The sequence below is a fragment of the Psychrobacter sp. R86515 genome, assembly GCF_042466315.1.
GTDB lineage: Bacteria > Pseudomonadota > Gammaproteobacteria > Pseudomonadales > Moraxellaceae > Psychrobacter.
In genome coordinates, this window is record NZ_JAXHCC010000001.1 from 1,382,110 (window position 1) to 1,407,574 (window position 25,465).

Consider the following 25,465-nt stretch of genomic DNA (forward strand, 5'->3'; position numbering starts at 1 on the left):
TGACTCCTGATTTTATAAAAAAAAGTGAGCCCAAAGGCTCACTTTAAAGCAAAAATATCGAATAGTTAGTGTTTAACAGATGACCTATTATAAACCCCATACCCAGATATTACTGTTATGAAATATAACTAACTGGTCATAAGTGATTGTTAATATAAACAATATGTAATGAATTATTGTAGTATCATTTATCAAAAACTCTCATATCTGCAAGGTATATAAATAATTGTGCCTTACATGCTTGATTAAATGACAGTTAATGACAGTTTATGTCTAGTGCGCCTCATCCCAGTTTTGACCGCTATCAGTCTCGACTAATAAAGGCACTGTAAAGTCGACATTCCAGCCTTTTTCTACTGCCGTAGTCGTCAATACATCTTGCATAGCATCGGTAATTAGCTGGCTAACTTCGTCTACTTTATCGGCATCCACTTCAAACACCAATTCATCGTGAACCTGTAGCAGCATTTTGGCTTGCTCTTTTGGCAGCACTTTATCAACGGCAATCATAGCAAGTTTGATTACATCAGCAGCAGAGCCTTGTAGTGGGGCGTTAATCGCCGCGCGCTCAGCACCTTGCTTGACCATACGGTTACTATGATTGATATCAGGCGTATAGAGCTTACGGCCCAATATCGTCTCGACATAACCTTGCTCATAGGCGCTGGCACGCGTATTGATCATATAGTTTTTGACGCCTGGATAACGCTCAAAGTACATATCAATATAGTCTTGTGCCTCGCCGCGGCTCATCTGTAACTGCTTGGCCAGTCCAAAGGCACTCATCCCGTATAGCAGACCAAAGTTAATAGCTTTAGCATTACGACGTTCGGTCGAAGTGACGTCTGCGACATCTTTACCAAGTACTTCGGCAGCGGTGGCTGCATGAATATCTAACCCTTCGTTAAAGGCATGAGTTAGGTTTTTATCACCCGAAAAATGCGCCATTAAACGAAGTTCAATTTGTGAATAATCGGCGGCTAAAATAACGCGACCTTCTGGTGCGATAAAAGCTTGACGAATTAAGCGACCAGTTGCAGTGCGAATTGGGATGTTTTGTAAGTTAGGATCTGTTGATGACAAACGACCAGTGCTCGTTAATGCCTGATGGTAGCTAGTATGCACGCGATCGGTTTCGCTATCCGCGACATTATCCAGCGCATCGGTATAAGTACTTTTGAGCTTAGATAATCCACGATACTCTAGCGTAATATCGACCAATGGATGATCGATTTTTGATAGTACCGCCTCACCAGTTGAGTATTGACCAGACTTGGTTTTTTTACCACCAGCGACGCCTAGCTTTTCAAACAGCATCTCACCGAGCTGCTTAGGAGAGCCTAAGTTAAACTCTTCACCTGCCACTTCATAGGCGCGCTTCTCTAGGGCGATAATTTCTTCATCGAAGCGTTTAGATAGTTCGTTTAAAAAGGAGCGTTTAATCAAAATACCATGCGCTTCCATTTGGCAAAGTATCTCTGCCGTTGGAATCTCTAGCTCGTGTAGTAATTTGGCATTATTAGCATCGTTAGCCAGCTCAACGCTGAACACGTCAAATAATTGATAGGTGATGTCGGCATCTTCACAAGCATAGTCGCTCGCGATATCGATAGCCACTTGGTCAAAAGTAACTTGCTTAGCGCCTTTACCTGCCACATCTTCAAAGCTGATGGTTTGCGTTTGCAAATAATGACGTGCCAAATCATCCATACCGTGGCGAGTGGCTGCCGCATTGATGACGTAGCTGGCAAGCATGGTGTCCATTGCCCAGTTATTTGGCTGCTCATGTATGGCGCCGACTAGATCGATATCATAGTGAGCGAGGATGTGCGCATCGTACTTTAGATGCTGACCGATTTTACCGATATTTGGATTTTCTAGTACAGGTTTTAAGCGAGCTAATACCGTATCACGATCAAGCTGCTTAGCAGTTAGCTCATCACCTTCTAGGCTATGCGTAAGCGGAATGTAATAGGCTTCATGTGCTTGCAACGCAAAGGATAAACCGACAATTTGTGCGTCACGCCAATGAACGCTAGTGGTTTCGGTATCGATGACAAAATGCGGAGCAGCTTCTAACAATTCGACCAAGCTATCAAACGCTGGCTCGTCGAGTATAGTGTGCCACGCTTTATCATGGTTAGCGCTGTCTTTGATGTTGTCGCTATTGGTTGATTGGAGCGATTTTGCCACCTGTGCCTGTGACTCAGTATTGGCTTGGCTATCAGCAACACTTTTAGAGCCATTGGCAGGGTGATTCGGGTGATCGAGCGATGCCAGCTCATTTCTAAACTCAAGCTCATTATATAAGTCGCGTAATTCATCTATATGCGCACAAGGATCGGTATTGATTTTTAGATCATTCCAATCTTGACCGATGGCTAAGTTAGTGACGATGGTAGCAAGCTTTCTGTTAAAAGGAATATCGTCAGCATGCTCAATCAGACCTTTCGCCCCGCGACCTTTGATAAAGCCAATATGCTTGAGTATATTTTCGATATCACCATACTCAACGAGTAGGTCTTTAGCAGTCTTTTTACCGATACCAGGTACGCCTTTAATACCATCAGAGGCATCACCCATTAGCGTTAAGAAATCGATCATTTGATTTGGATTGATACCAAACTTATCGATTACTGCTGGCGTATCCGTGACTTTACCTGTAAAACTGTCTTCTAGTATCACGCAGTCATTGACCAGCTGCATCATGTCTTTATCACCCGTTGAGATGACTACATGATGGCCTTGCTCGACAGCGCGATGGGCAAGTGTACCGATGATATCGTCAGCTTCTGCACCTTCGATACGCAACAGCGGAATACCTAATGCAGTGACCAAACGATGAATATAAGGAATTTGCTCTACCAGCTCGACATCGATGGGTGGACGAGCAGCCTTATAGTCAGCAGACATATGATGGCGAAAAGTCGGTGATTTGGTATCGAAGCAGACAGCCATATGGGTAGGGTGATAGCGACGCATCAGCTTGAGTAGCGCGTTGAGTGTACCGCGTATCGCATTGGTGATTAGGCCCTGCGAGTTTTGCATGGTTTTTGGTAGGGCGTGATAAGTGCGGAACAGATAATAGGAGCCATCAACCAAAATAAAAGGCGGCTGATCTTTGTCTACATGACTGGTATCCATCAGCGCCACGTTAGGCATGGTATCGAAGTTTGGTAATGCTTTGGGGTCAAGCGCTTGGTGAGAGTTGTGGTTGTTATCGGTGGTATTGTCAGCTATGTCATCAGTCATAAAAGTCACTTATCAGCTATTAGATAAAAATATATACGCTTATTATAACGATAAAATTAGCGCGTGCCGAACTGCTTAACCGTTACGAGATGTTCTATCGTGTTCTTTTTTATTGAAATCTATATTGGAGTTTTCGATATTTCATGTCTAGGATAAATAAATTGCTAAAAATAAAAAAAGAACCCAGATAAACTGAGTTCTTTTAATATCTGATGAATATCGACTATTTATAATTTAATAGACGTTAATAACGAGTCTCTAAATGCGTTATTTTACTTCTGAAGAGACTTCGACATCGATGTTACCGCTAGTCGCTTTCGAATACGGGCATACTTCATGCGCTTTTTCGACCAATCTTTGGATCTCGTCAGCAGATAGGTCTGTATTGTCAGCGATGACATGGATTTTTACGGCAAGCTTATATTCGTGATTGTCACCTTGTAATAGGTCTACAGAGGTCTCAACAGTTGAGCCAAATGTTGCGCTTTCCATCTTTTTGACTACGCCTAAGGCGCCATCAAAACAAGCACCATAACCCATAGCGAGTAATTGCTCAGGATTATTACCTTTTTCATTACCGCCTGGTGGTACCATATTGATTTCAAGATCACTATCGCTTAGAGTTGCTGTACCCATGCGACCGCCAGTAACAGTAGATTTGGTAGAGTATAGAGATTTCATGACACATCCTTTGTTGTAAGTTTTTATGTTTATATTTAAGTGGTAAATCTTAATATGAAACTTAGCATAACAAATCGCTCACGCAGCTCAGTGCATAGAGAGTAAATATATACTGCTAGTTTGTAAATGAGATTTCGAGCACAGTTTTATTCGTTTCTAGATTTACAAGCTTATCGTACAGACGTTGAAGAGGTACAATAGCGGTAATGAGCCATATATACGTTATCAGTACAGGTAACAGAGATCTGAATCATAAGGACATTGTTTGATGAATAGATGGATTGCGATACCTAGTGTTTGCTTTTTGACGACGCTCGCTTTAATAGGGTGCGAGGAAGAAGACGGCGCTTATGGGACGGCTAGTAGCAAGATTACATTGACAAGCTTTGCTAATAGTTATGATAGCAAAGCCAATGCTACGGCAATTGCGCGAATTGATGAAACGTATCGTACTGGTGCGCGCGAGATCAAAACAACCAATCTCATCAACAGTTATAGCAATCAAAGCCTGAATGATTTAGACAGAACCGTGCTAGCAGATGATTTCGAAGGTCGACTTGAAAATAAAGACATCGAGGTTAATGGTCGGACGGTTAAACGCCCCATTTATGAAAAAAACACCAACAACCAGCTAGACTACCAAACCACTTATAAGACGCTTAACTTATCAGGGCTGCGTGCTAACAGCTATGTTGCTAGTACAAACGTGAACAATAGATACGGTATTATTACCGACTTAAACAACTATTCTGAAATTCCGACCAATGTTGCTTTTCCCGAAGGGTCGGTTTGTTATATCCCTGTGGTAACCAGCGAGCGTTCGTTTTTGGCATTTAATGAGAAAAACAAGACTGGTTACGCCTCAATAGAGAGATGGATTGAAGTGGCCAAAACCCGCTTTAGTGTGGATAGAGATCATAGAACCTCTCAATTCGGAGTTGGCGTAGGCAATCAGCAACAAGCTGCGCAAGTTATGTTTTTTGAGTATGATGATCAGCCTGCTTATGAGTATAGCGGTGTTGAATACGGAAAAGACGTCTATGAGGCAAACTATGTCGCCAAAGGTAGCACTGATCCGAACACAGACAGCCGTTTTGACGTAGTCGATTGTACAATCGTCAATGAAGTGGCTGGCGACTTCTTGGCTGAGAAAATCGAACGATACTATTAAGATGAATTGATGGCTGTTAGTCGTGCTAATTAAGCATGATGATCGCAATTAAAAGCCCAAAAACACGCTTCGTTGAAATAACGGGGCGTGTTTTTTATACGCTAATTCTGCACCCTGATGCTAAATCCGCTACAATACGCCCATTATTTATTTTATTTATTTAGAGTCACTTCTAAATCACATAACTGTTGAAGCTGAAAATTATGAGCGTAGATCCAAAGAAATTAAACAAAGAAGTTGCTAAGCGCCGCACCTTTGCCATTATCTCGCATCCCGATGCTGGTAAGACCACCATGACCGAAAAACTCCTGTTATGGGGTCAAGCGATTCAGGTAGTGGGCGAAGTAAAAGGCCGTAAAACAGATCGTCATGCAACCTCAGATTGGATGAGCATGGAACAAGAGCGTGGTATCTCGATTACGACGTCTGTCATGCAGTTTCCGTATAAAGACCATATGGTCAACCTACTAGATACCCCAGGTCACGCCGACTTTAGTGAAGATACCTACCGTACTTTGACTGCAGTGGATAGTGCGTTGATGATGGTCGATGGTGCAAAAGGTGTCGAAGAACGAACCATCAAGCTGATGGAAGTGTGCCGTATGCGCGATACGCCTATCATCTCATTTGTCAACAAGCTAGATCGTCAGATTCGTGAGCCGCTTGAGTTGCTTAGTGAAATCGAAGCAGTGTTGAAAATCAAATGTATCCCAGTGACTTGGCCTATCGGTATGGGTCAAGATTTCATCGGCGTTTATCATTTGACTGAAAATAAAACTTACTTTTATGAAAAAGGTAATGGCGGCAAGATGACGGTCTCTGAAACCCGAGAAGGCTACGATTATCCAGATATCCGTGAGCGTCTAGGACAGTTGATGTTTGATGCTTTCGAAGAGTCGCTTGAGCTGGTACAGATGGCGCTAGAAGAGTTCAGTGTTGAAGCATTTTTGGCTGGCGAGATGACGCCAGTATTGTTTGGCACGGCATTGGGTAACTTTGGGGTAAACATGGTGCTTGATACCTTGGTCAAGTATGCACCGCCGCCAAAAGCCCATCCAACGACTGAGCGCGAAGTATCAGCCACCGAGACAGATTTTACGGGCTTCGTCTTTAAAATTCAGGCCAATATGGATCCGCGTCACCGTGACCGTATTGCGTTCTTGCGAGTGTGCTCTGGTAAGTACGAGAAGGGCATGAAAATGAAGCATGTGCGTCTGGGTAAAGACGTCCGTATCGCTGATGCTTTGACCTTTTTAGCAGGTGACCGCGAGGCGCTAGAAGAAGCTTATCCGGGTGATATCATTGGCTTGCATAACCATGGCACCATCTCTATCGGTGACAGCTTTACTGAAGGCGAAGAGTTGAGCTTTACGGGTATTCCGCATTTCGCTCCTGAATTGTTCCGCCGTGTAGTTCTAAAAGATCCGCTTAAATCAAAAGCCCTGCAAAAAGGTCTACAGCAGTTAAGCGAAGAGGGTGCAACGCAAGTGTTTATGCCGCAGATTAATAATGATTTGGTTTTGGGTGCGGTCGGTGTCCTACAGTTTGAAGTAGTCGCGCATCGTCTAAAAGAAGAGTACAAAGTTCAATGTACCTTTGAGCCAGTCTCGATAGCTACGGTACGCTGGATTCATTGCGATGACGAAGTAGCATTGGCGAAATTTAAGAAAAAAGCCCATGACCAGTTGTCGATAGATGGTGGTGGTTATCTAACGTATCTTGCACCGTCACGCGTCAATCTACAGCTGATGCAAGACCGCTACCCAGAAGTGACTTTTAGTAGCACTCGCGAACATTAAGTTTATTTATACACTTAGTTTATCTATACGCTCATATCGTTTATTGATTAAGACACGCCAGCCGTGTCTTTTTTATTGCCTGTTTTTACGACTTAAGTAGTAAGAGTCAGATAATCGTTCGCTTACATCACCTCAAAAACGTGAACAGTCTTCCTACAATACATTGCAATTGTTACGGTAGAATATTGAATGGCATTTTATATTTGTAAAAGAGGACATATGCACACTACGACTCAAACTGATGATAAATCTATATCGGCTGATCTATTTTCGATGAAGGTAAGCCAGAGACGTTCAATTGCTATGTTGACTGGCAGCCTATTGTTAAGTGCCGTTAGTATGTCGGTAAATGCAGGTAGCTTTATTAGCAGCACGGAGTATCTACCGTATCAACTACCCAGTAACATACAAGAGACGTGTGACAAGCGTGATAACTGTCCAGAGATTGAAGTTAAGTATCTCAAAAGCAGTCAGAACTGGATAGATAAGATTACCAATACCCGTATCGATAACTTAGTCGTCAATAGTCAGATGACAGAGTCAGCATCTATCAAGGGTAAAAGCAGCGAAAAAGAAGTTACAGATGCTCTTGATAGCTTTGTGAGCTCGCAATTCCAAGATATGCCTGATGATGTGTCATGGGGTTATAATCTGATGGTAGCGCCCAATTATCTAGGTCATGTCGATGACTTTGAACTGTTTGAGATAAGCTCTTACGTCTATACTGGTGGTGCACACGGCATGCCTTATAGCGAGTACCTAGTGTTTGACCCAAGTACCAAAAAGCAAGTCACGCTTGACGACATGCTTATCTCAAGGCAAAAACCTCGTTTTGAGGCGCTTGCCTATGATGCGTATAAAGTGTGGGTTAAAACGGTTGCCGAAGACGTGAGCAGTTATGAGAAAAACTGGCCATTTACGTTGAGCGATAATGTGACTTTGACAGATACAGGCGTTAGCATTCGTTATCAGCATTATTCTATTGGTCCATATGCTTACGGTATGCCTGTCCTTAATATCCCCTATAGTAAGCTTGATAAGGTCATAAAACCTCACTTTATACCAAAGTAAATACTGTATGGTGTCTGAGGAAAGTACTTAATAAACCGTACTAGGCAAATATTATTAAAGAAATAGCGACAATACTTATCATGAATTGGCAGTAATATTTTAGAGTTATTATTTTTAGCATCATTGGATATTCAATAGAAAAATAAGGAGTTATAACATGACAAACGAGACAGATAGTATGAATACGGCAGCAAGTACAACTTGGCAGCTGAATGCATTGACGGAAGCGCTAGGTGACCTAACACTGACAGTTAGTGATAGCTTATCTATAGGTCGTGGTAGTGATAACGACGTAGTGCTAGGTAGTAAGCAGGTTTCTCGCAACCATGCAGTGCTCAGTGTGTTAGATGGTCAGTTGTACGTAAAAGACTTAGACTCTTCTAATGGCACGTTTATCAATGAGCAACGTATTGCAGGTAATGAATCTAGTCATCTAAAGGCAGACGATACGCTTGGCTTTGCAAGTTTTAGCTTTCAAGTACAGGCATCTACTGCACCTGCAATGACAGAGAGTGAGGCACTAGCGCCAGTGACCACAGAAGAGCAAATAGCAGATATACATGAGAATGCTGACACGGCTACTGTGCTAGAAACTCCTGTTAGTGAGCCTGTGACTGAAGAGCAAATAGTTGAAGAAAGCGTTCTTGAAGAAAGTGCGAGCAAAGAAGCTCCGATTGAAGAAGAGCCCATCAAAGAGCAAGCAGGTAATGAGCCAGTGATCAAAGAAACTGGTATCGAAGAAATGTTACCTGCTACAGATGATACTGTACCTGTAGAGCCTTTATCTGTAGATGCCGGCTCAGATATGACCGAAGAATCAGTAACCCCTACGCACGAAACCGTTGAACCAGTTGTTGAAGAACCAGCTGTTGAAGAGCTAGCTACTGAAGAAGCCGTTGCTACAGAGCCAGTTGTCAAAGAAACAGGGATTGATGAAGTACTGTCTGACGCGGATGCGGCATCGCCTACGCCAGTAGAAGAAACGCCAGTTGCCACAGAGGTAGTAACTGACGCATCTGTACCAACAGCAACTGAAACAGAAGCTGTGACGACTACAGAGTCATTACATGTAGCATCTACTGATAGCGCGCCAGTGGTAGAAGAGCAGCCAGTGGTAGAAGAGCAGCCAGTGGTAGAAGAGCAGCCAGTGGTAGAAGAGCAGCCAGCAGTCCAAGACGAACACGACAAAACAACAAAAACAGAGTTACAAGAAGAAGCTGACCCTGAAGTTTTAAAAGCCAAACAAGCAGCTAGTGCACAGTTTTCAGGCACGGCTAATTTAGGGCAGCCGCGCGATCTTGGTACCGAAGGCAATAATGCGATGGATCAAGAAATCAGCAACCCTGCTCATGCAGGTCATGTAGAGAAAAAAGCGAGCGGCGGCTGGTTTATATGGGTATTTGTAACCATTCTAATTATCGGTTTGGCCTTATGGTTGTTTAATATGGGCGGTGCATAATTCAACTCTACACTAGGTCTTTGTTGTAATTTTTGATATAGAGCCTTGTTATGCTTGCCGTTTTTTGAACAAATGACTCATTATAGCGTCGATATTTTAGCGAATATTGGCGTTATATTTTATAGAGTAGCTTATAGTTTATTACTGCCTATAAGCTGCTAAGAGAGCGCTATTATGATGACTTTTGAAGAATACCAAGCTTTTAGAGATAGAGGCTTTAGTCACGCACCGCTAGTAAAAAAGCGTCTGATGGATGCGCAGACTCCCGTATCTGTATTCTCCAAAGTACGTGATCTGAACGGCTCTGCCTATCTGTTTGAGTCTGTGGTAGGCGGTGAGCGCTGGGCACGATACTCCATGATTGGATTGGGTAGCGATCTGATTTTGCAGTACGCTGATGGCAATATGACGACTAAACGAAACGATCATATTGATACAGAGTCAGTAGAGAATCCCTTTGATTACCTGCGTGAGCTGATGGCGCAATATCATATGCCAACCGCTGAAGATGTGCCGACGATGCCGAGCTTTAGTGGCGGTCTAGTCGGTTACTTTGGATACGATATGGTACGTGTTATTGAACCAAGTGTCGGCTTATCTGATGCGCCCAATCCAATGTCGATGCCAGATATGTGGCTGATGCTTTCGATGAGCGTTATTGTATTTGATAATTTAGAGAATACGCTATCAATCATCGTCTATGCTGATTGCCAGTCTGAGGATGGCTACAGTTCAGCTATTCGCGAGCTAGAACAAATCGAAGAAAAGCTAGCAGAACCATCAAACCTGCGCGCACCTGTAATGCCTACGCCTAAATTTATATCGCAAACAGGTGCTGAAAAATACTGTAGCGATGTCGATAAAATAAAGGATTACATTGCCGCAGGTGACGTCATGCAGGTAGTGCCAGCGCAGCGCTTGACAGCGGACTATACAGGCGACTCTCTAGCCGTCTATCGTGCGCTTCGCTACCTAAACCCATCACCGTATCTGTTTTTAGTGCATGGCTATACACTCAACGATCACAAACGCTTTGATATTATCGGTGCTTCTCCTGAAATCCTATCCCGTATCGAAAATGGAAAAGTGACGGTAAGGCCGCTGGCAGGGACACGGCAACGTGGCCAAGATGAGGCTGAAGACCTAGCGCTTGAGCAAGAGCTATTAAATGATGAGAAAGAGACAGCCGAGCATTTGATGCTCATTGATTTAGGTCGCAATGATATTGGCCGCGTTTGCGAGTATGGCAGTGTCAAAGTCACAGAAAAGATGTTTATAGAGCGCTACTCACAAGTGATGCATATAGCATCCAACGTTGAGGGTACGATACGAGCTGACAAAGATGCACTAGATGTGTTTTGTGCCACTTTCCCAGCTGGTACGCTATCGGGTGCACCCAAAATCCGCGCCATGCAAATTATCGATGAGATAGAACCAGTACGTCGAACGGTGTTTGGCGGTTCAGTAGGTTATTTAGGTTGGAATGGTAATATGGACACGGCCATTGCTATCCGTACTGCGGTGATGCGCCGTGGTGAGATACATATTCAAGCCGGAGCAGGGGTTGTCGCTGATTCTGTGCCAGAAAAAGAATGGGATGAAACCAATAAAAAAGCATTGGCATTAATAAAAGCGGTAGAAATGGCATGTAATGGCTTGCGCATTCGCTAATTAAATAGCCAGTAATATGATAAAAATAAGGGCTGCAAGTAAAAAGCCAATTTATTGCCATATTTTTATTTATAAAAAAACCAGATTAATCAGTAACTTAAATATTTATATCAAATTAATTTAAAAAAAGATGAAAAAGTACTTGCGCATCTCAAAAAATTTGATAGAATAGCCACCACTTTAAGAGAACAAGCCGACTTAGCTCAGTTGGTAGAGCAACTGACTTGTAATCAGTAGGTCGCCAGTTCGATCCCGGCAGTCGGCACCATCTCTCTTAAAGTAGCTTTTTATGAATTTGTCTTAAATGTAAGTCATTTTTGTTCAAAGCAACCTAAGGTGGGGTTGGGGAGCGGTCAAACCCAACAGACTGTAAATCTGTCGCGAAAGCTTCGAAGGTTCGAATCCTTCCCCCACCACCATATTTTCTAAAGTTTGTCATAGCGCCAAGCATACTCTCTATATCTCATAACTCTCGATTAGAGTTATCCTGAATAAGAGTAAATGCGGGTGTGGTATAATGGTAACACCTTAGCCTTCCAAGCTAATGACGCGGGTTCGATTCCCGCCACCCGCTCCATATATACACCATCGCAAAGCATAACAATAAATCATCACGAGAGTCAGTAATTATTGCTGCATCGTGATATTTTTTTTAGTGCAACTCAAAGGTCTTAACATACGCTCATATAGCTCAGCGGTAGAGCACTCCCTTGGTAAGGGAGAGGTCTCGAGTTCAATTCTCGATATGAGCTCCATTTATTGTTTATACCTTTTATGCTTGTTTTGCTATTTATATAACTTTGCGTCGATATCGAAATTATAGAATATTGAAATATATAACAGTAGTGCGGTAGACAATGATTCAAAGGTGACACTGAGGTGTTGCCTTTTAGTGCTGTCAGTATATTAATAAATATTGGTTTTGATGGTCTTATATAGAAAAGACTAAAACTAATAGGTCAGTATGCAGACATTAATACATTATTTTTTGCACTTTGGTTTCCCTTTTTTTATTGCGATTGCGTGTTTTAAAAAAGAGTGGAAAAAAGCATATCTGATTTTGCTTGCGACCATGCTAGTTGATATAGATCATCTGGTAGCAAACCCAATATTTCAGGCAAATAGATGTAGCATTAATTTTCATCCGTTACATACTTATTATGCGATGCTAGTGTATTTTGCTTTACTCTTTCTTCGTAAGCCTTTTAACATCATTGGAATTGGATTGCTGTTCCATATGTTAACGGATTTTACGGATTGTTTGATGATGTCGGTCAGCTAATATCGCGACCTTGCATATCAAGATAATTATACGGTTATAAGAAAGGTTATAATCAATCGAGCTTGATATCTACTAGTTAGAGAGAAGTTGATTTCGATTGAGAGATGTATGACTATTTAAGACAAGTCAGCGTATAATAACGGATACAAGAATTAGTTCGGAGCATTGTTTAAGCAGTGGTTCGTGCGGTTGATAGCTAGGTTTATGATGATTTAATTCTATTATGAGCCATTAAACAGCTTTTTATTGATCATTCACCAAAAAAAGAGGAAATACCCATGGCAAAGGCCAAGTTTGAACGTAACAAGCCACACGTCAACGTCGGTACAATCGGACACGTTGACCATGGTAAAACAACCCTTACCGCTGCAATCGCAACCGTAGCTGCAATCACCTCTGGTGGCGAAGCCAAAGACTACGCGTCTATTGACTCAGCACCAGAAGAAAAAGCACGTGGTATTACAATCAACACCTCACACGTAGAATATGACACAGACAGCCGTCACTACGCACACGTAGATTGCCCAGGTCACGCCGATTATGTTAAAAACATGATCACTGGTGCTGCTCAGATGGACGGCGCAATCCTAGTCGTATCTGCAACTGACGGCCCAATGCCACAGACTCGTGAGCACATCTTGCTTTCACGTCAGGTTGGCGTACCGTACATCATCGTATTCATGAACAAATGTGACATGGTTGATGACGAAGAATTGTTAGAGCTAGTAGAAATGGAAGTTCGTGAATTATTGAACGACTATGACTTCCCAGGCGACGACACTCCTATCGTTAAAGGTTCTGCTACTGAAGCCCTAAAAGGCTCAGAAGAAAAATACGGCCAACCAGCTGTTGTAGAACTACTAAACGTACTAGACACCTACATCCCAGAGCCAGAGCGTGACATCGACAAAGCATTCCTAATGCCAATCGAAGACGTATTCTCAATCTCAGGTCGTGGTACTGTAGTAACAGGCCGTGTTGAATCTGGTATCGTTAAAGTTGGCGACGAGATCGAAATCGTTGGTATCCGTGACACTCAAAAAACCACCTGTACTGGTGTAGAGATGTTCCGTAAACTGCTTGACGAAGGTCGTGCAGGTGAAAACTGTGGCGTACTACTACGTGGTACTAAGCGTGAAGACGTACAACGTGGCCAAGTACTAGCTAAGCCAGGTTCAATCACTCCTCACACCAAGTTTGACGCTGAAGTATATGTATTGTCAAAAGAAGAGGGTGGTCGTCACACACCATTCCTAAACGGCTATCGTCCACAGTTCTACTTCCGTACTACTGACGTAACTGGCGCAATCCAATTACAAGACGGTACTGAAATGGTAATGCCTGGTGATAACGTTGAGATGGGCGTAGAGCTTATCCACCCAATCGCTATGGACAAAGGTCTTCGCTTCGCTATTCGTGAAGGCGGCCGTACTGTAGGCGCTGGTGTTGTTGCTAACGTATTGAACTAAGATTTAAGTCTCAGCAATGAGCTTATGAATTAGTCATAAAAAAGGCCATCCTATTTAGGGTGGCCTTTTTTTTGCGATAAAAAATAAATAATTTGGTCACTTACTTATATAATCTAAGTACAACCAAATGATGAGACTAATTAAATGAAAGGAACATCATGTTTGCGATAGAAGCACTACCAACGAATGCAGTAGAATTCGAACACGTCATTCAAACTGTCGCTAATATAGAAGCGATAGTGCAACCAGATGATGCTTGGAATCAGAAAATATTGACTGAGTTGCTTGAGCAGGACAGTATTAGTCTACTGATTGCTTACGATCAAATCGAAGAAGAGGGTACTTCTTACCGTGAGATAGTTGGCTATTGCTTATATCAAACGACTTTTGAGCAAGCAGAGGTGTTACGTATCGGAACTGATCCAGAGCACCAACGACAAGGTATCGCTTCGCAGGTATTGAATAGGCTGCATGAACTGTTACAGTTCAATCAAGTAGATAGTCTTTTGTTAGAAGTACGTGCCGATAATACAGCGGCGATAGCGTTATACGAGCAACAGGCATTCAATATTATTCATAAGCGTAAAGGCTATTATAAAATGCCACATAAACCAGCAGTCGATGCATTAATCATGCAGCATAATTATATTTAATAAAGAAAATAAATCTTAATAAAAAATAAGCGATTATGATAAAGGTGGCTATAACAGCTACGATATAAAAGCAGAATTAACTAAGATTTAAACTTTATTGCAAAGGAATTTTCTTTTTACAGACTTCCACATCAAGCTGATAATCACTATCTGCTTTCATTCGACCTAAAATATCCAAGCGTTCGCTCAGTAGCTCAACCATTATGCTGATATTAGCTTGTTGTTTTTTAACTTGTTCTAATTTTTGCTGAGTGAGTAAAAGCTGCGAATCAATATCCAAGTGACCATCATAATAATCATTTAAGCTGTTTTTGATTTCAGTAAGCGTAAAGCCAATAGCTTGCGCGCTTTTGATCAGCTCTATGCGTTCGATACACTCTGGATGAAATTCGGTATATAGACGGGAGCCTGCCTGACGCTTGCGAGATTTTAGCAGGCCTAATTGCTCGTAATGGCGAACCGTATCTTTGGTCGTATTGGCCTTTGCTGCTAGCTCTCCAATCAATAGAAACGATGTATCAAGTGCCATAATAACCTCTTATTTTTTCGCTATGATAATCATAACTCTAGTTGCCACGGCGTATCGCTATCCAGTAGCGATACCGCTAACGGTTTATGAGAGTGCTTTCGCCATGGCACAGACTGGCTGCCAATCAGGTTGTCTAACTGAGCTAGGAAATCAGCACGCGGTAAAGTAGTCGCACCTAAGCTCAGCAAATGATCGTTCGGTAGCTGACAGTCAACGAGTGCGACATCACTTTGCTCACATAGGCGCATCAGACCCCAAAACGCTAGCTTTGACGCATTAGACGCTCGATGAAACATTGATTCACCAAAATAGATGCCGTTTATTTTTAACCCGTATAATCCGCCAATCAGTTGACCTGCTTCGTCCCAAACTTCAATGCTATGAGCAAAGCCTTGCGCATGCAATTTGGTATAAGCTTCGATCATCTCATCATGAATCCAAGTATGCTCACCTTCAGGCTGATTGTCATTAAGGCCATCGCTACGCGGTAAGCTACAGGCATGTATGACATCGTCAAAAGCTTGATTAAGCGTCACTTGCCAACGTTCGCGATTTGCTTGCTTACGTAGAGACTTACTCGGTTGATAGGCAGAGGGGACAATCACACAACGCGGCTCAGGACACCACCAAGCAATAGGCTTATCTTCGTTAAACCAAGGAAATAGTCCTTGAGCGTAGGCTGATATCAGTGTCTCAGGCGCTAAGTCACCACCCATAGCGATGATGCCAATGCCATCAGGATCGATAGAAATAGGATCGGGAAAGTCATAACGCCCAAGACTTTTTAAAGTCTCAGGCGTAATGTGTTTATCGTTCTGTTGAGTAAAGTTGCCCATTTAGGCTTCTTTATCTGCAGTTAGTGTTGAATCGTAAGTGTGATCACGAGCGACGGTTTCGCCCAGTGCATCCAAGTACTTTTCAGCATCCAACGCAGCCATACAGCCAGTGCCAGCAGAAGTGATGGCTTGACGGTAAACATGATCAGCTACGTCACCTGCGGCAAACACACCTTCGATACTGGTCTGAGTAGCATTACCATTCAAGCCACTATTAACGATTAGATAGCCATCTTTCATATCCAACTGACCTTTGAACAAGTCAGTATTTGGCTTATGACCAATAGCGACAAACATACCCATTGTATCTAGTTGTTTGGTGCTGCCATCAATCATAGATTCGATGACGACGCCATTGACGCCCATGTCATCACCGACCACTTCTTTTACTTGATGGTTCCATTCGATTTTGACATTACCATTTTTGGCTTTTTCAAATAGCTTGTCTTGTAGGATTTTTTCAGAGCGTAGGCTGTCACGGCGATGCACTAAGGTCACTTCAGACGCAATGTTAGATAAGTATAAAGCTTCTTCAACCGCTGTATTACCACCACCAATCACCGCAACTTTTTGGTTTTTATAAAAGAAACCATCACAAGTGGCACAGGCTGATACGCCAAGCCCTCTGAATTTAGTCTCTGACTCTAGCCCCAAGTACTGTGCAGAGGCACCAGTTGAGATAATGAGCGCGTCACAAGTATAGCTACCATTGTTACCTGTCAACTGAAAAGGACGCTCATTTAGGTTTACTTCGTTGATATGATCGTAGACCAGTTCAGTACCGAAACGCTCTGCATGCGCTTTCATACGTTCCATCAATGCAGGACCTGTCAAATCATGCGCATCGCCTGGCCAGTTGTCGACTTCGGTAGTGGTGGTTAATTGTCCACCGACTTCCATGCCAGTAACCATAACCGGCTTAAGGTTAGCGCGCGCTGCATAAACGGCTGCAGAGTAGCCAGCAGGGCCTGAGCCTAAAATAATGAGCTTTTCGTGACGTGGAGCAGTAGTGTCAGTTGCCATGAGTTGTTCCTTGCTAAATATACGAATTAAAAATGTAAGTTATAAATATAATAAAAGAGGAATATCAAAAATGACTACGAATATGCTTCTTCTAATTGCTGTGTGATAATAACATAAGGGCACAGCGCACAAAGTGCAAGTTTGCTAAAACAAACACAGGTATCATTAGAATCAAAGAATAAATAACTTTGGAACATAAGTGCAAAAACAGAGACTATTTTATAGAATTTAGGCAATACAGTTAGCCATATTTTGCCACTCGTGTTTCGCTAACCAGCTGTTTTCTTACGCAAAGTGTCTACTGATTTACTTTCTTACACGCTTTCTTGATAAGACTGTCGCCACTGCACCTATGTATTTGTTATTATAAGAAGTTATGCCAAGTGTAGTAGGAGCCAAGCGATAACGGTTGTTTCAAGGCTCTATGATCGGCACATGCCAAACAAACACTTCGCTCGGTACATTTATGTCAACACTTTATGTCAGCATGATTAGGCTTAGTCATGCATTGGCGACCATTTAGTATTAATAACAAGGCAGATCTTACGTGATATCAGCACCGCTTATTGAGTATTTAAAAAAGGGAATGTTTACCCTCCTTGGGTTAATACTGGCCGTTTATCTGTTTGTCATTTTGATGACTTATACAGGCAACGATCCTAGCTGGTCGCACATCAGTAGTGATATGACCACGATTAATAATATGGGCGGCGAGGCAGGCGCATGGTTGTCCGATTTGCTTTATAGCTTTTTTGGGTTTGGTGCTTGGTGGTTTTTGGCATTTGTGGTTTATGAATCTATCTTGATTTGGTGGGAAAACAAGCCAACGTTTTGGCTCATGCGATTGGTCGCTTATGTGTTTTTACTATTAAGTGCTAGCGCATTATTTGCACAATTGGTCTCTTTAGTCCAACAAGTCACGAACCCTGACGCAATCGGCCTCGAAGGTGTCGCTGGTGGTATCATTGGGCTAGAACTACAAGCGCGTTTGGCACAGCTGCTATCGCAGTGGGGGAGTGTGGTTTTCTTAGCAGTATTCGTTGTGATTACCGCTACGTTTGCCTTTAATATCCATTGGATGACGATATATCAAAAGGTTCGGGCGCTGTCGTGGCTTGGTTCAGGTGTAAAAAGTCATGATGCTATTGAAGCTACTGAACCGAGCATTACATCACAAGATGATACCCAGAACTTAGATGAGTCGGTAGATAAAAAAGTAGAACATGAGCAACTGCCACTTGAGTTGCAGTCTGCGGAAAATACTAGCGGTACTCAAGACGTCAGCAGTAGTGGACGTTTCGGTAGTGTATTGTCAGACTTTTTGGCAACATCAGGATTGGCAGATAGTGTCAAAGCCTCTGTCATCGCAGCAAAAGCAGCGGCGACACCCAATAGCTCAAAAAGTGATAAGGCAAATACCGATACAGAAACGCTTAACGCTGCTACTGATAATACAGCCAACCATACAGTCCAGCCATTAATTTCAAACTTGACTGCATCTATTGCTCGCAAAGTTGAGCCAAGCTTTGCGTGGAATGATGCCAGTACGGTCGATGACTTACTAGCAAGTGAGCAGATGGCTTACAGTGCCAGCGGCATGAGCAGCTCCGCTATGCCTGTACCCAACTATTCCCAAACGGTCACTAGTACCACGGCATCGTTAGAAAAAACAGTACCTGCTACTGTGACTACTACCATGACGGAAGCGGTTGCTCAACCAGATATACATGATAAAGAATCATTAGCTCAGTCATCAGTTGATGAGTCAGTGAGTAGTAATTTAGCCAGTCAGCCAGTCATTGAACCTGCTGAGCCTAAAATCTCTATGACACATGAGACTGCGGAAGTAGATAAGTTGGCAGAAGCATGGTTGGCAGAGCATGCTGACATATCAGAACCTACAGAATCTGTTGTAGAAACGTCTGAATACTCTAAGCCTGTTCGGGAAACTGTCGTAGCTGAGCCAATCGTACCAGAGAAGACGCCAGAACCTATCGTAGAAGAGCCTATTAGCTTTGCACAGGATTCAGCCAGTCAGCCGTTTGATACGCCTGTAGATTTGCCACATACTGAAAAGACAGCAGTAGTCTCTGAGCCTGAAGTTGCTCCGGTAACAGTAGAGACTGAGCCTGCATTGTCAGATGTGCCAGACGTTTCAGACATGACACCAACCAATACGCCTCCTGCCAATCCAAAAGCAGCGCCAACGGTGGAGGCGAAGAGCCCAGTCTCAAATGTACAGCTTGATCTGAAAGCGCCCGTGCAACCATCTGTTAGTTTTGCTGTCCCAGAGGGCGATAGCAGCAACCATATCACTGATATGATGCCAGAGGATGACAGTGATGACGACACCAATGTACCGGTCATGCCGCATATTAGTGATGACGCAGCCTTCAGTCAGAAATCACGCTCGATGCAAACGGCAGCTTATCGCAGCAGTCTAACGCCTATTCCAGAAGTCTCTATATTGGATAAGCCGGATCCTGACCGCAAGCCTAGCTATACTGTGGCTGAGCTTGAAAAGTTATCTGAGTTGCTAGAAATTAAGCTACAAGAATTTAATGTAAAAGCCTCTGTGGTTAATGCTATTCCAGGGCCTGTCGTCACCCGTTTTGAAGTAGAGCTAGCTGCTGGGGTGAAGGCTAGTAAAGTAACCGGTATTTCGCGTGATTTAGCACGTTCATTATCGATGGCTTCTTTGCGTGTGGTTGAAGTGATTCCGGGTAAACCGTACATTGGTATCGAAGTGCCGAACAAGAAACGTGAAATGGTACGTTTGATTGAACTGCTCAATACCGAAACGTTCAAAGACCCGAAAGCGCAGATTAGCATGGCGATGGGTAAAGATATCGGTGGTAACCCAATCATTACCGACCTTGCGCGTGCGCCGCATATGCTGGTCGCTGGTACCACAGGCTCTGGCAAGTCAGTATTGGTCAACTCGATGCTATTATCGATGCTACTTAAATATACGCCCAATGAGCTGCGTCTTATCTTGATTGATCCAAAGCAGCTTGAGCTTGCCAATTACAATGATATTCCGCATTTGTTAACGCCAGTAGTCACCGATATGACGGAAGCGGCTAGTAGCTTGTCATGGTGTGTGGCGGAGATGGAACGTCGCTATCAGTTGATGAGCTTGCTAAAGGTTCGTAAGCTCAATGAGTTTAATAAGAAGGTCATCGCAGCGGAGAAATCAGGCAATCCTATGCTCGATCCTCTATGGCGTCCAAATGATAGCGTAAGTATTAGCCAAGCACCCAAGTTAAAAACCTTACCCATGATTGTCATTGTCGCGGATGAGTTTGCCGATATGATTATGCAGGTCGGTAAACAAGCCGAAGAGCTCATCACACGTTTAGCGCAGAAATCGCGCGCTGCTGGTATTCATTTAATGCTAGCGACTCAGCGTCCGTCAGTCGATGTCATTACAGGTCTGATTAAAGCAAACATCCCTGTACGTGCGGCACTACGAGTCAACTCAAAAGTCGATTCACGTACGATACTAGATAGTGGCGGTGCTGAAGATATGCTGGGTAACGGCGATATGTTGTTCTTAGGGCCAGGGCAAATCGAGCCAGATCGTGTGCATGGGGCTTACGTTAGTGACGAAGAAGTTAACCGTGTCTGTGACGCTTGGCGTGAGCGCGGCGCCCCTGACTATATTGATAATATGGCAGGCAACTTTGAATTGTCTAGCCCAGGCGGTGGTAGTACAGCCAATGCCTCTGGTGAAGATGATGATTTATATAATGATGCCGTGGCCTTTATCATGGAAACACGTAAAGTGTCTGCCTCAAGCATTCAGCGTAAATTCAGCATCGGCTATAACCGTGCTGCGCGTATTGTCGACTCTATGGAAGAAGCTGGATTGGTCAGCTCGATGGGCAAAAGTGGTAAACGTGAACTATTGATGTAGCATTAGTCCTTAAGTTGATAACGAAAAAGCGAGTCATGAAAATGGCTCGTTTTTTTATGGAAGAAACTTAATAATACTTTCATAAATTGTGGTTTTAGAAGTAAGCTTTTATTGTTCAATATGCTCTAGGGCGCGAAGAGTAGATTCGTATACTGGCTCATTAACTAGCGAAATCGACCAGATGACTAACGAGTCCGTTTATCAAATATCAGGCACGGTTTTTTATACTAAACTGACAGGAGTTTGTGAAAAAATAGTCATCAGTTTTAGAAAATATGAGTGCTACATAGTCTTAATAAAATTACTCTCCAAGGAAGGTTAGTTATGTTTAAAGAATATACTCAGTATGATGGGCTAGCCTTAGCGGCATTGGTCAATTCAGGTGAGGTCAGCGCAAAGGAGTTACTAGACGCTGCTGTCCATCAAGCCAATCAAATCAACCCTAAGCTAAATGCCATTGTGCATCGATTTGATGAGCGTGCTTACAATGCTGCGCAGGCGGGTTTGCCTTCAGGTGTATTTACTGGGGTGCCATATTTGCTAAAAGATTTATCATTTAGCTTCGCTGACGAGCTCATCACGATGGGCAGTCGCAGCGTCAATATCATTTCAGAAAAAGACAGCGAAATCGTCAAACGGATGAAAGCGACAGGTGTTAATACCTTTGGCAAGACTAATACGCCTGAGTTTGGTTTGATTATCACCACTGAGCCAAAAGCGCATGGCGCTACTCACAATCCTTTTAAAAAAGGCTACAGTTCTGGCGGCTCGTCCGGTGGTAGTGCAGCAGCAGTTGCGAGCGGTATTGTCCCGATGGCAGGCGGCGGTGATGGTGGCGGCTCGATACGTTTTCCATCGGCTTGGTGTGGTACGTTTGGGTTAAAGCCAAGTCGCGGACGCAATCCAATGGGTCCTAATCTTGGTGAAGGCTGGGAGGGGGCCGTGGCTGACCATGTGATTACGCGTTCAGTGCGCGATAGTGCAGCGATGCTAGATGCCACTAGTGGAGCAGAGATTGGCGCCCCTTACGTTATTGCTCCACCAGAGGGCACGTTTTTGCAAGCAGCAATGCGTGCACCGCGAAAGCTAAAAATAGCTTTGCATCAGCAGCCTTTGATAGCCAAGACGACAGTGGACAAAGAAGTGCTGGCGGTACTTGAGCAAACGGCTAAGCAATTAGAGTCTATGGGTCATGAAATAGTACCAGCCGAGCCAAACATCAATATCGAGCAGTTTTGGCATGACTTTATCGTTGTGGTCTGCGCGCATACTGCTTTTACGATTGATAATATCGAGCGTGAGTTTGGTGCTGACCATATTAAAAACCTAGAGCCGCAAACTTATAATATGGCATTGCTTGGGCGCTCATTGTCAGCGGTTGATTTGGCACATGCCAAACATGGCTGGCATCATAGCCAGTATCAGACGGGTCTATTGCTAGAAGACTACGACATGATTTTGTGCCCGACTGTGCCCACGCCTGCGGTAAAGCATGGTGTGCTACCGCCAAGTCGTATGGATGAGATGATGATGCGTAGCGCTGAGGTGCTTAATAAAGGCTTTAATATGGGTAGATATGCCTTTAGCTCAGGCATGATAGAAAAGCTCAGTGCCCCTGTATTAGGTAAGATGGGCTTTACGTTATTGGGTAATGTTACGGGGTTACCCGCGATGTCAGTACCAGTCGGTATGAGCAAAAAAGGCCTACCAATTGGTATGCAGTTAATTGGGCGTATGAATGATGAAGCAACATTATTCAGTGTGGCGGGCGAGATGGAGCGTGCAGGTTTATTTACCAAACACGCTTTTGAGAAGTAGGATTGAATTCTATGGTTTGGATTGTTAGCACTCAATCAAAGCGATAAATGTCCATACCCAAACTATGATGAGCCATACTTTGATGAATGACAGAGACGCGCTGGCCAGTACCTAATGCAAAAAACAGCGGTAGCAAGTGCTCATCACTTGGATGAATGTTCTTGTAGTCTGGGTATTGCTGCCAATCGAGTGCCGTGGGAATGTCTATTTTGAGCTGCTGCAACAACCATTGCTTAAACGTTTTGGCTGCTTGATCGATGCTGTCAGCTTCCCAGCGCAATGCTTGTAAATTATGCGTAATGTTACCTGAGCCAATGACGAGGATTTGCTCATCACGTAGGTGTGCCAACTGCGCGCCTAACTGATAGCAGGCGATACTGTCATAATGTTGGGGCAGTGATATCTGTACGATAGGCACATCGGCCTCTGGATACAGATGTCTGAGCGGCGCCCACACGCCATGATCACAGGCACGTACTGGATTGACACTACAAGTAATGCCACGTGCGGTCAGCTGCTGTGCAAGAGTCTCAGCCAGTGCTGGCTGGCCTATAGCAGGATACTGAATGTCGTAAAGTTCAGGCGAAAACCCTGAAAAGTCATGCCACGTCTTTGGCTGTGGATTACTGCTAATCTCTAGCTTTGCTGACTGCCAATGCGCTGACATAATGACGATGGCACGTGGCTTAGGTAAGTTTTGACCAATACGTGCCAGTGCGCTGGTCGTCGCAGACTGTTCAAGCGCAAGCGTGGGCGCACCATGCGAGATAAATAGCGCTGGTAGCTTAGATATATTGGGCGCTACATCAGACGTATTTTCCCATACGGCAGCCGCTGTGATAGGCGTCTGCACGCTATGATGGTCATCACGCTGATGAGATAGCTTAGAGGCGTTGGGTGTCGCACGTTTTGGATATTTCATGTTGCATTTATTAGGGCGTGCGCCAGTATTTCAATCTATTCTGCTACTGATGTTTCAAATCAAAGAAATAGCTTAGTATTTTATTTAATTACCACGGTGATAAGGGTGATTATTGTTGATACTCATCGCGCGATACAGTTGTTCCATGAGTACGACGCGTACTAGCGGATGCGGCAATGTCAGTGCTGATAGTGATAATTTTGCATCGGCCTTTGCCAATACTTCTGGCGAGACGCCATCCGCACCGCCGATGACCAAGGCAATATCATCGCCTTGTTGCATGCCATCTGCGAGTTTATCAGCCAGTCCTTCGGTCGAAATCATCTTGCCTTTGACATCTAATACCCACAATTGCTCTCGGCTTGATGCATTATGAGCAGCTAATATAGCCTGACCTTCCTGCTCACGGTACTGTGCCAAATTGGCATCTGAAGGGTTTTTTGCCCGCTTGGCTGCCGCAATCTCGATAATTTCTGTGCTTAGCATCGGTTGAATGCGTTTGTAATATTCGTCAAAACCCGTCTGTACCCAGCTAGGCATTTTATTGCCAACGGTCAAAATCCTTACTTTCATAATGCTTACCATCTCGATAATTGAATTCAAGCTTACTAGGGTGTGTTCTTGATAGTTGTATCGCTCGTTCTTCATTGTCTGCAATTTACATCAGAGGGTTAATCGTCTCTGATACGTTGCTACCTGCGCCTTGATCATCGTCGCTTTTATCACTTTGGCTCGGCTTTGGAATGACAGTCAGCTTGGCATCAGACTCAAAGACAATGGCTTCGACATCATCAAAACTATTAATCCCTTCAGAACGCATGGCACACTCGATTTCTTGACGCGTCAAGCGCTCATCACGCATGGCATCTGGCAAAAACTGCCCTTGATAAAAAACGATACGCGGCTCTGATAAAATAAAGTTACTAAATTGCGGTGAAATAGCCGCATATTTGGTCACCGCAAATTGCAATAGGTACAATACTAAAATAGACGAAACCCCTTCAACAAAGGGAATGTCCTTGAGCAAAATCGTACTGGCACCTAACGAACCGATCATGACCGTCACGATCCAATCGAAGTTGTTTAGCTGCGACGTTGAGCGTTTGCCAGAGATTTTGGTAACTGTCACGATCAACACGTAAACCATAACAGTCGTCAAAACAATACGACCAAGCTTGTCTATGTTGTCAAAAAAGATCATGTCCATAATGTTCGCTCCTATTATAAAGGTAAAACAAGTCATCGCTAAAATACTACTTACTAGGGCGCACCTTACTTTGTCTCATTTTTAGTACTATTCTTAAAATAATGACACGCCTTAAACTTAGCCTAACGGATTTTACGCATTAACAGGGGAAAACTTTGTAGCACCTTGTAGATGATGGTTTGTACTTACGTTGATTTGCGTATAGGGTCTAATAATCGATTGATAGACCATAGACTGATTCGCGCACTAACTAGAGTGAGAACCAGCATTAGCATTAATGATGAAAGCAGGGGCAATGGACGTTGCATCGCCATCTCAAACAGTACCTCACGGCTTATCGTATCAAACAGCCAAAACCAGATGGCTGAAAAATAAATAACAGTCAGCATCCAAACAATCACAACCCCACCAAACATCAATTTATTAATCTCATCTCGCGCTAATGCTCGCTTCTGATGTTTGATAAATTTACTGACAGCGATGTAAGCACCCACGATAATAGAAACCACCATGACCAGTTGGGGATTGAGCGCAAGTTTGGTCTGTATCATCATAAATATGGTACTGGCAAGCGTGTATCCAATCGCAAAAAAACCAACATATCGAGCCAGTTTAGGCTGCACTTGTACAAGTGTCTGGGGTTTGTTGAGACTGGTTGTCTGGCGTGACATAAGCTAACCTTTATAAAGGTAAAAAATAGAGT

The 25,465-nt window shown here is 43.5% G+C and carries 19 protein-coding genes and 4 tRNA genes; 14 read left to right on the plus strand and 9 right to left on the minus strand.

The window, feature by feature from the left end:
- Positions 1-273 precede the first annotated feature (273 nt).
- The gene (gene polA / locus SJY28_RS05825; RefSeq protein ID WP_379543787.1) at positions 274-3,252 is read right to left on the minus strand and encodes a DNA polymerase I; all 2,979 of its coding nucleotides are present in this window, start codon (positions 3,250-3,252) and stop codon (positions 274-276) included.
- A gap of 267 nt (positions 3,253-3,519) precedes the next feature.
- Positions 3,520-3,933 (minus strand): Ohr family peroxiredoxin, encoded by a 414-nt coding sequence (locus SJY28_RS05830; protein WP_298808379.1) that lies wholly within the window; start codon positions 3,931-3,933, stop codon positions 3,520-3,522.
- Positions 3,934-4,201: 268 nt separating this feature from the next.
- On the opposite strand from SJY28_RS05830, the gene SJY28_RS05835 reads away from it, so the two are divergent.
- The 12 genes from SJY28_RS05835 (at position 4,202) to rimI (ending at position 14,508) form a co-directional block, all read left to right on the plus strand.
- Complete coding sequence (locus tag SJY28_RS05835; protein WP_379543788.1) at positions 4,202-5,104, plus strand: hypothetical protein; 903 nt, start codon at positions 4,202-4,204, stop codon at positions 5,102-5,104.
- 203 nt (positions 5,105-5,307) lie between these two features.
- Positions 5,308-6,903: a peptide chain release factor 3 gene (locus SJY28_RS05840; protein WP_102094627.1), complete on the plus strand. Its 1,596-nt coding sequence runs from the start codon at positions 5,308-5,310 to the stop codon at positions 6,901-6,903.
- A gap of 219 nt (positions 6,904-7,122) precedes the next feature.
- Positions 7,123-7,974, plus strand: coding sequence for an RsiV family protein (locus SJY28_RS05845; protein WP_379543789.1), 852 nt, complete (start codon positions 7,123-7,125; stop codon positions 7,972-7,974).
- Between the two features lie 157 nt (positions 7,975-8,131).
- Positions 8,132-9,433, plus strand: a complete 1,302-nt coding sequence (locus SJY28_RS05850) for an FHA domain-containing protein (protein ID WP_379543790.1) — start codon at positions 8,132-8,134, stop codon at positions 9,431-9,433.
- A gap of 174 nt (positions 9,434-9,607) precedes the next feature.
- The gene (gene trpE / locus SJY28_RS05855; RefSeq protein ID WP_379543791.1) at positions 9,608-11,104 is read left to right on the plus strand and encodes an anthranilate synthase component I; all 1,497 of its coding nucleotides are present in this window, start codon (positions 9,608-9,610) and stop codon (positions 11,102-11,104) included.
- A 192-nt stretch (positions 11,105-11,296) separates the two neighbouring features.
- Positions 11,297-11,372, plus strand: a tRNA-Thr gene (locus tag SJY28_RS05860).
- Positions 11,373-11,439: 67 nt separating this feature from the next.
- Positions 11,440-11,523, plus strand: a tRNA-Tyr gene (locus SJY28_RS05865).
- Between the two features lie 84 nt (positions 11,524-11,607).
- Positions 11,608-11,681 (plus strand) — tRNA-Gly (locus SJY28_RS05870).
- 103 nt (positions 11,682-11,784) lie between these two features.
- Positions 11,785-11,859 (plus strand) — tRNA-Thr (locus SJY28_RS05875).
- Between the two features lie 209 nt (positions 11,860-12,068).
- Positions 12,069-12,386, plus strand: coding sequence for a DUF6122 family protein (locus tag SJY28_RS05880; protein WP_379543792.1), 318 nt, complete (start codon positions 12,069-12,071; stop codon positions 12,384-12,386).
- A gap of 278 nt (positions 12,387-12,664) precedes the next feature.
- The gene (tuf, locus tag SJY28_RS05885) at positions 12,665-13,855 is read left to right on the plus strand and encodes an elongation factor Tu (RefSeq protein ID WP_057758488.1); all 1,191 of its coding nucleotides are present in this window, start codon (positions 12,665-12,667) and stop codon (positions 13,853-13,855) included.
- A gap of 158 nt (positions 13,856-14,013) precedes the next feature.
- Entirely contained in the window at positions 14,014-14,508 is a 495-nt protein-coding gene (rimI, locus tag SJY28_RS05890; RefSeq protein WP_379543793.1) for a ribosomal protein S18-alanine N-acetyltransferase, read from the plus strand.
- A 94-nt stretch (positions 14,509-14,602) separates the two neighbouring features.
- On the opposite strand, the gene SJY28_RS05895 is transcribed toward rimI, so the two are convergent.
- The 3 genes from SJY28_RS05895 to trxB are packed head-to-tail and all read right to left on the minus strand — an operon-like array spanning position 14,603 to position 16,896.
- Positions 14,603-15,037, minus strand: coding sequence for a MerR family transcriptional regulator (locus SJY28_RS05895; RefSeq protein WP_057758493.1), 435 nt, complete (start codon positions 15,035-15,037; stop codon positions 14,603-14,605).
- Positions 15,038-15,066: 29 nt separating this feature from the next.
- Complete coding sequence (aat, locus tag SJY28_RS05900; RefSeq protein ID WP_379543794.1) at positions 15,067-15,873, minus strand: leucyl/phenylalanyl-tRNA--protein transferase; 807 nt, start codon at positions 15,871-15,873, stop codon at positions 15,067-15,069.
- Positions 15,874-16,896: a thioredoxin-disulfide reductase gene (gene trxB / locus SJY28_RS05905; protein ID WP_057758497.1), complete on the minus strand. Its 1,023-nt coding sequence runs from the start codon at positions 16,894-16,896 to the stop codon at positions 15,874-15,876.
- Positions 16,897-17,443: 547 nt separating this feature from the next.
- Here trxB and SJY28_RS05910 point away from each other — a divergent pair.
- The gene (locus SJY28_RS05910) at positions 17,444-20,815 is read left to right on the plus strand and encodes a DNA translocase FtsK 4TM domain-containing protein (RefSeq protein WP_379543795.1); all 3,372 of its coding nucleotides are present in this window, start codon (positions 17,444-17,446) and stop codon (positions 20,813-20,815) included.
- 324 nt (positions 20,816-21,139) lie between these two features.
- Positions 21,140-22,633, plus strand: coding sequence for an amidase (locus SJY28_RS05915; RefSeq protein WP_379543796.1), 1,494 nt, complete (start codon positions 21,140-21,142; stop codon positions 22,631-22,633).
- Between the two features lie 31 nt (positions 22,634-22,664).
- Here SJY28_RS05915 and SJY28_RS05920 read toward each other — a convergent pair whose 3' ends face one another.
- From SJY28_RS05920 to SJY28_RS05935, 4 genes are all read right to left on the minus strand, one after another.
- A complete protein-coding gene (locus tag SJY28_RS05920) occupies positions 22,665-23,555 on the minus strand; it encodes a DODA-type extradiol aromatic ring-opening family dioxygenase (protein ID WP_379543797.1) in 891 nt (296 codons plus the stop codon).
- An 84-nt stretch (positions 23,556-23,639) separates the two neighbouring features.
- Positions 23,640-24,128, minus strand: coding sequence for a 23S rRNA (pseudouridine(1915)-N(3))-methyltransferase RlmH (rlmH, locus tag SJY28_RS05925; RefSeq protein WP_379543798.1), 489 nt, complete (start codon positions 24,126-24,128; stop codon positions 23,640-23,642).
- A gap of 85 nt (positions 24,129-24,213) precedes the next feature.
- Positions 24,214-24,762, minus strand: a complete 549-nt coding sequence (locus tag SJY28_RS05930) for a DUF421 domain-containing protein (RefSeq protein ID WP_379543799.1) — start codon at positions 24,760-24,762, stop codon at positions 24,214-24,216.
- A gap of 185 nt (positions 24,763-24,947) precedes the next feature.
- On the minus strand, positions 24,948-25,433 hold the full coding sequence (locus tag SJY28_RS05935) for an ABZJ_00895 family protein (protein WP_057758504.1): 486 nt from the start codon (positions 25,431-25,433) through the stop codon (positions 24,948-24,950).
- Between the last annotated feature and the right edge of the window lie 32 nt (positions 25,434-25,465).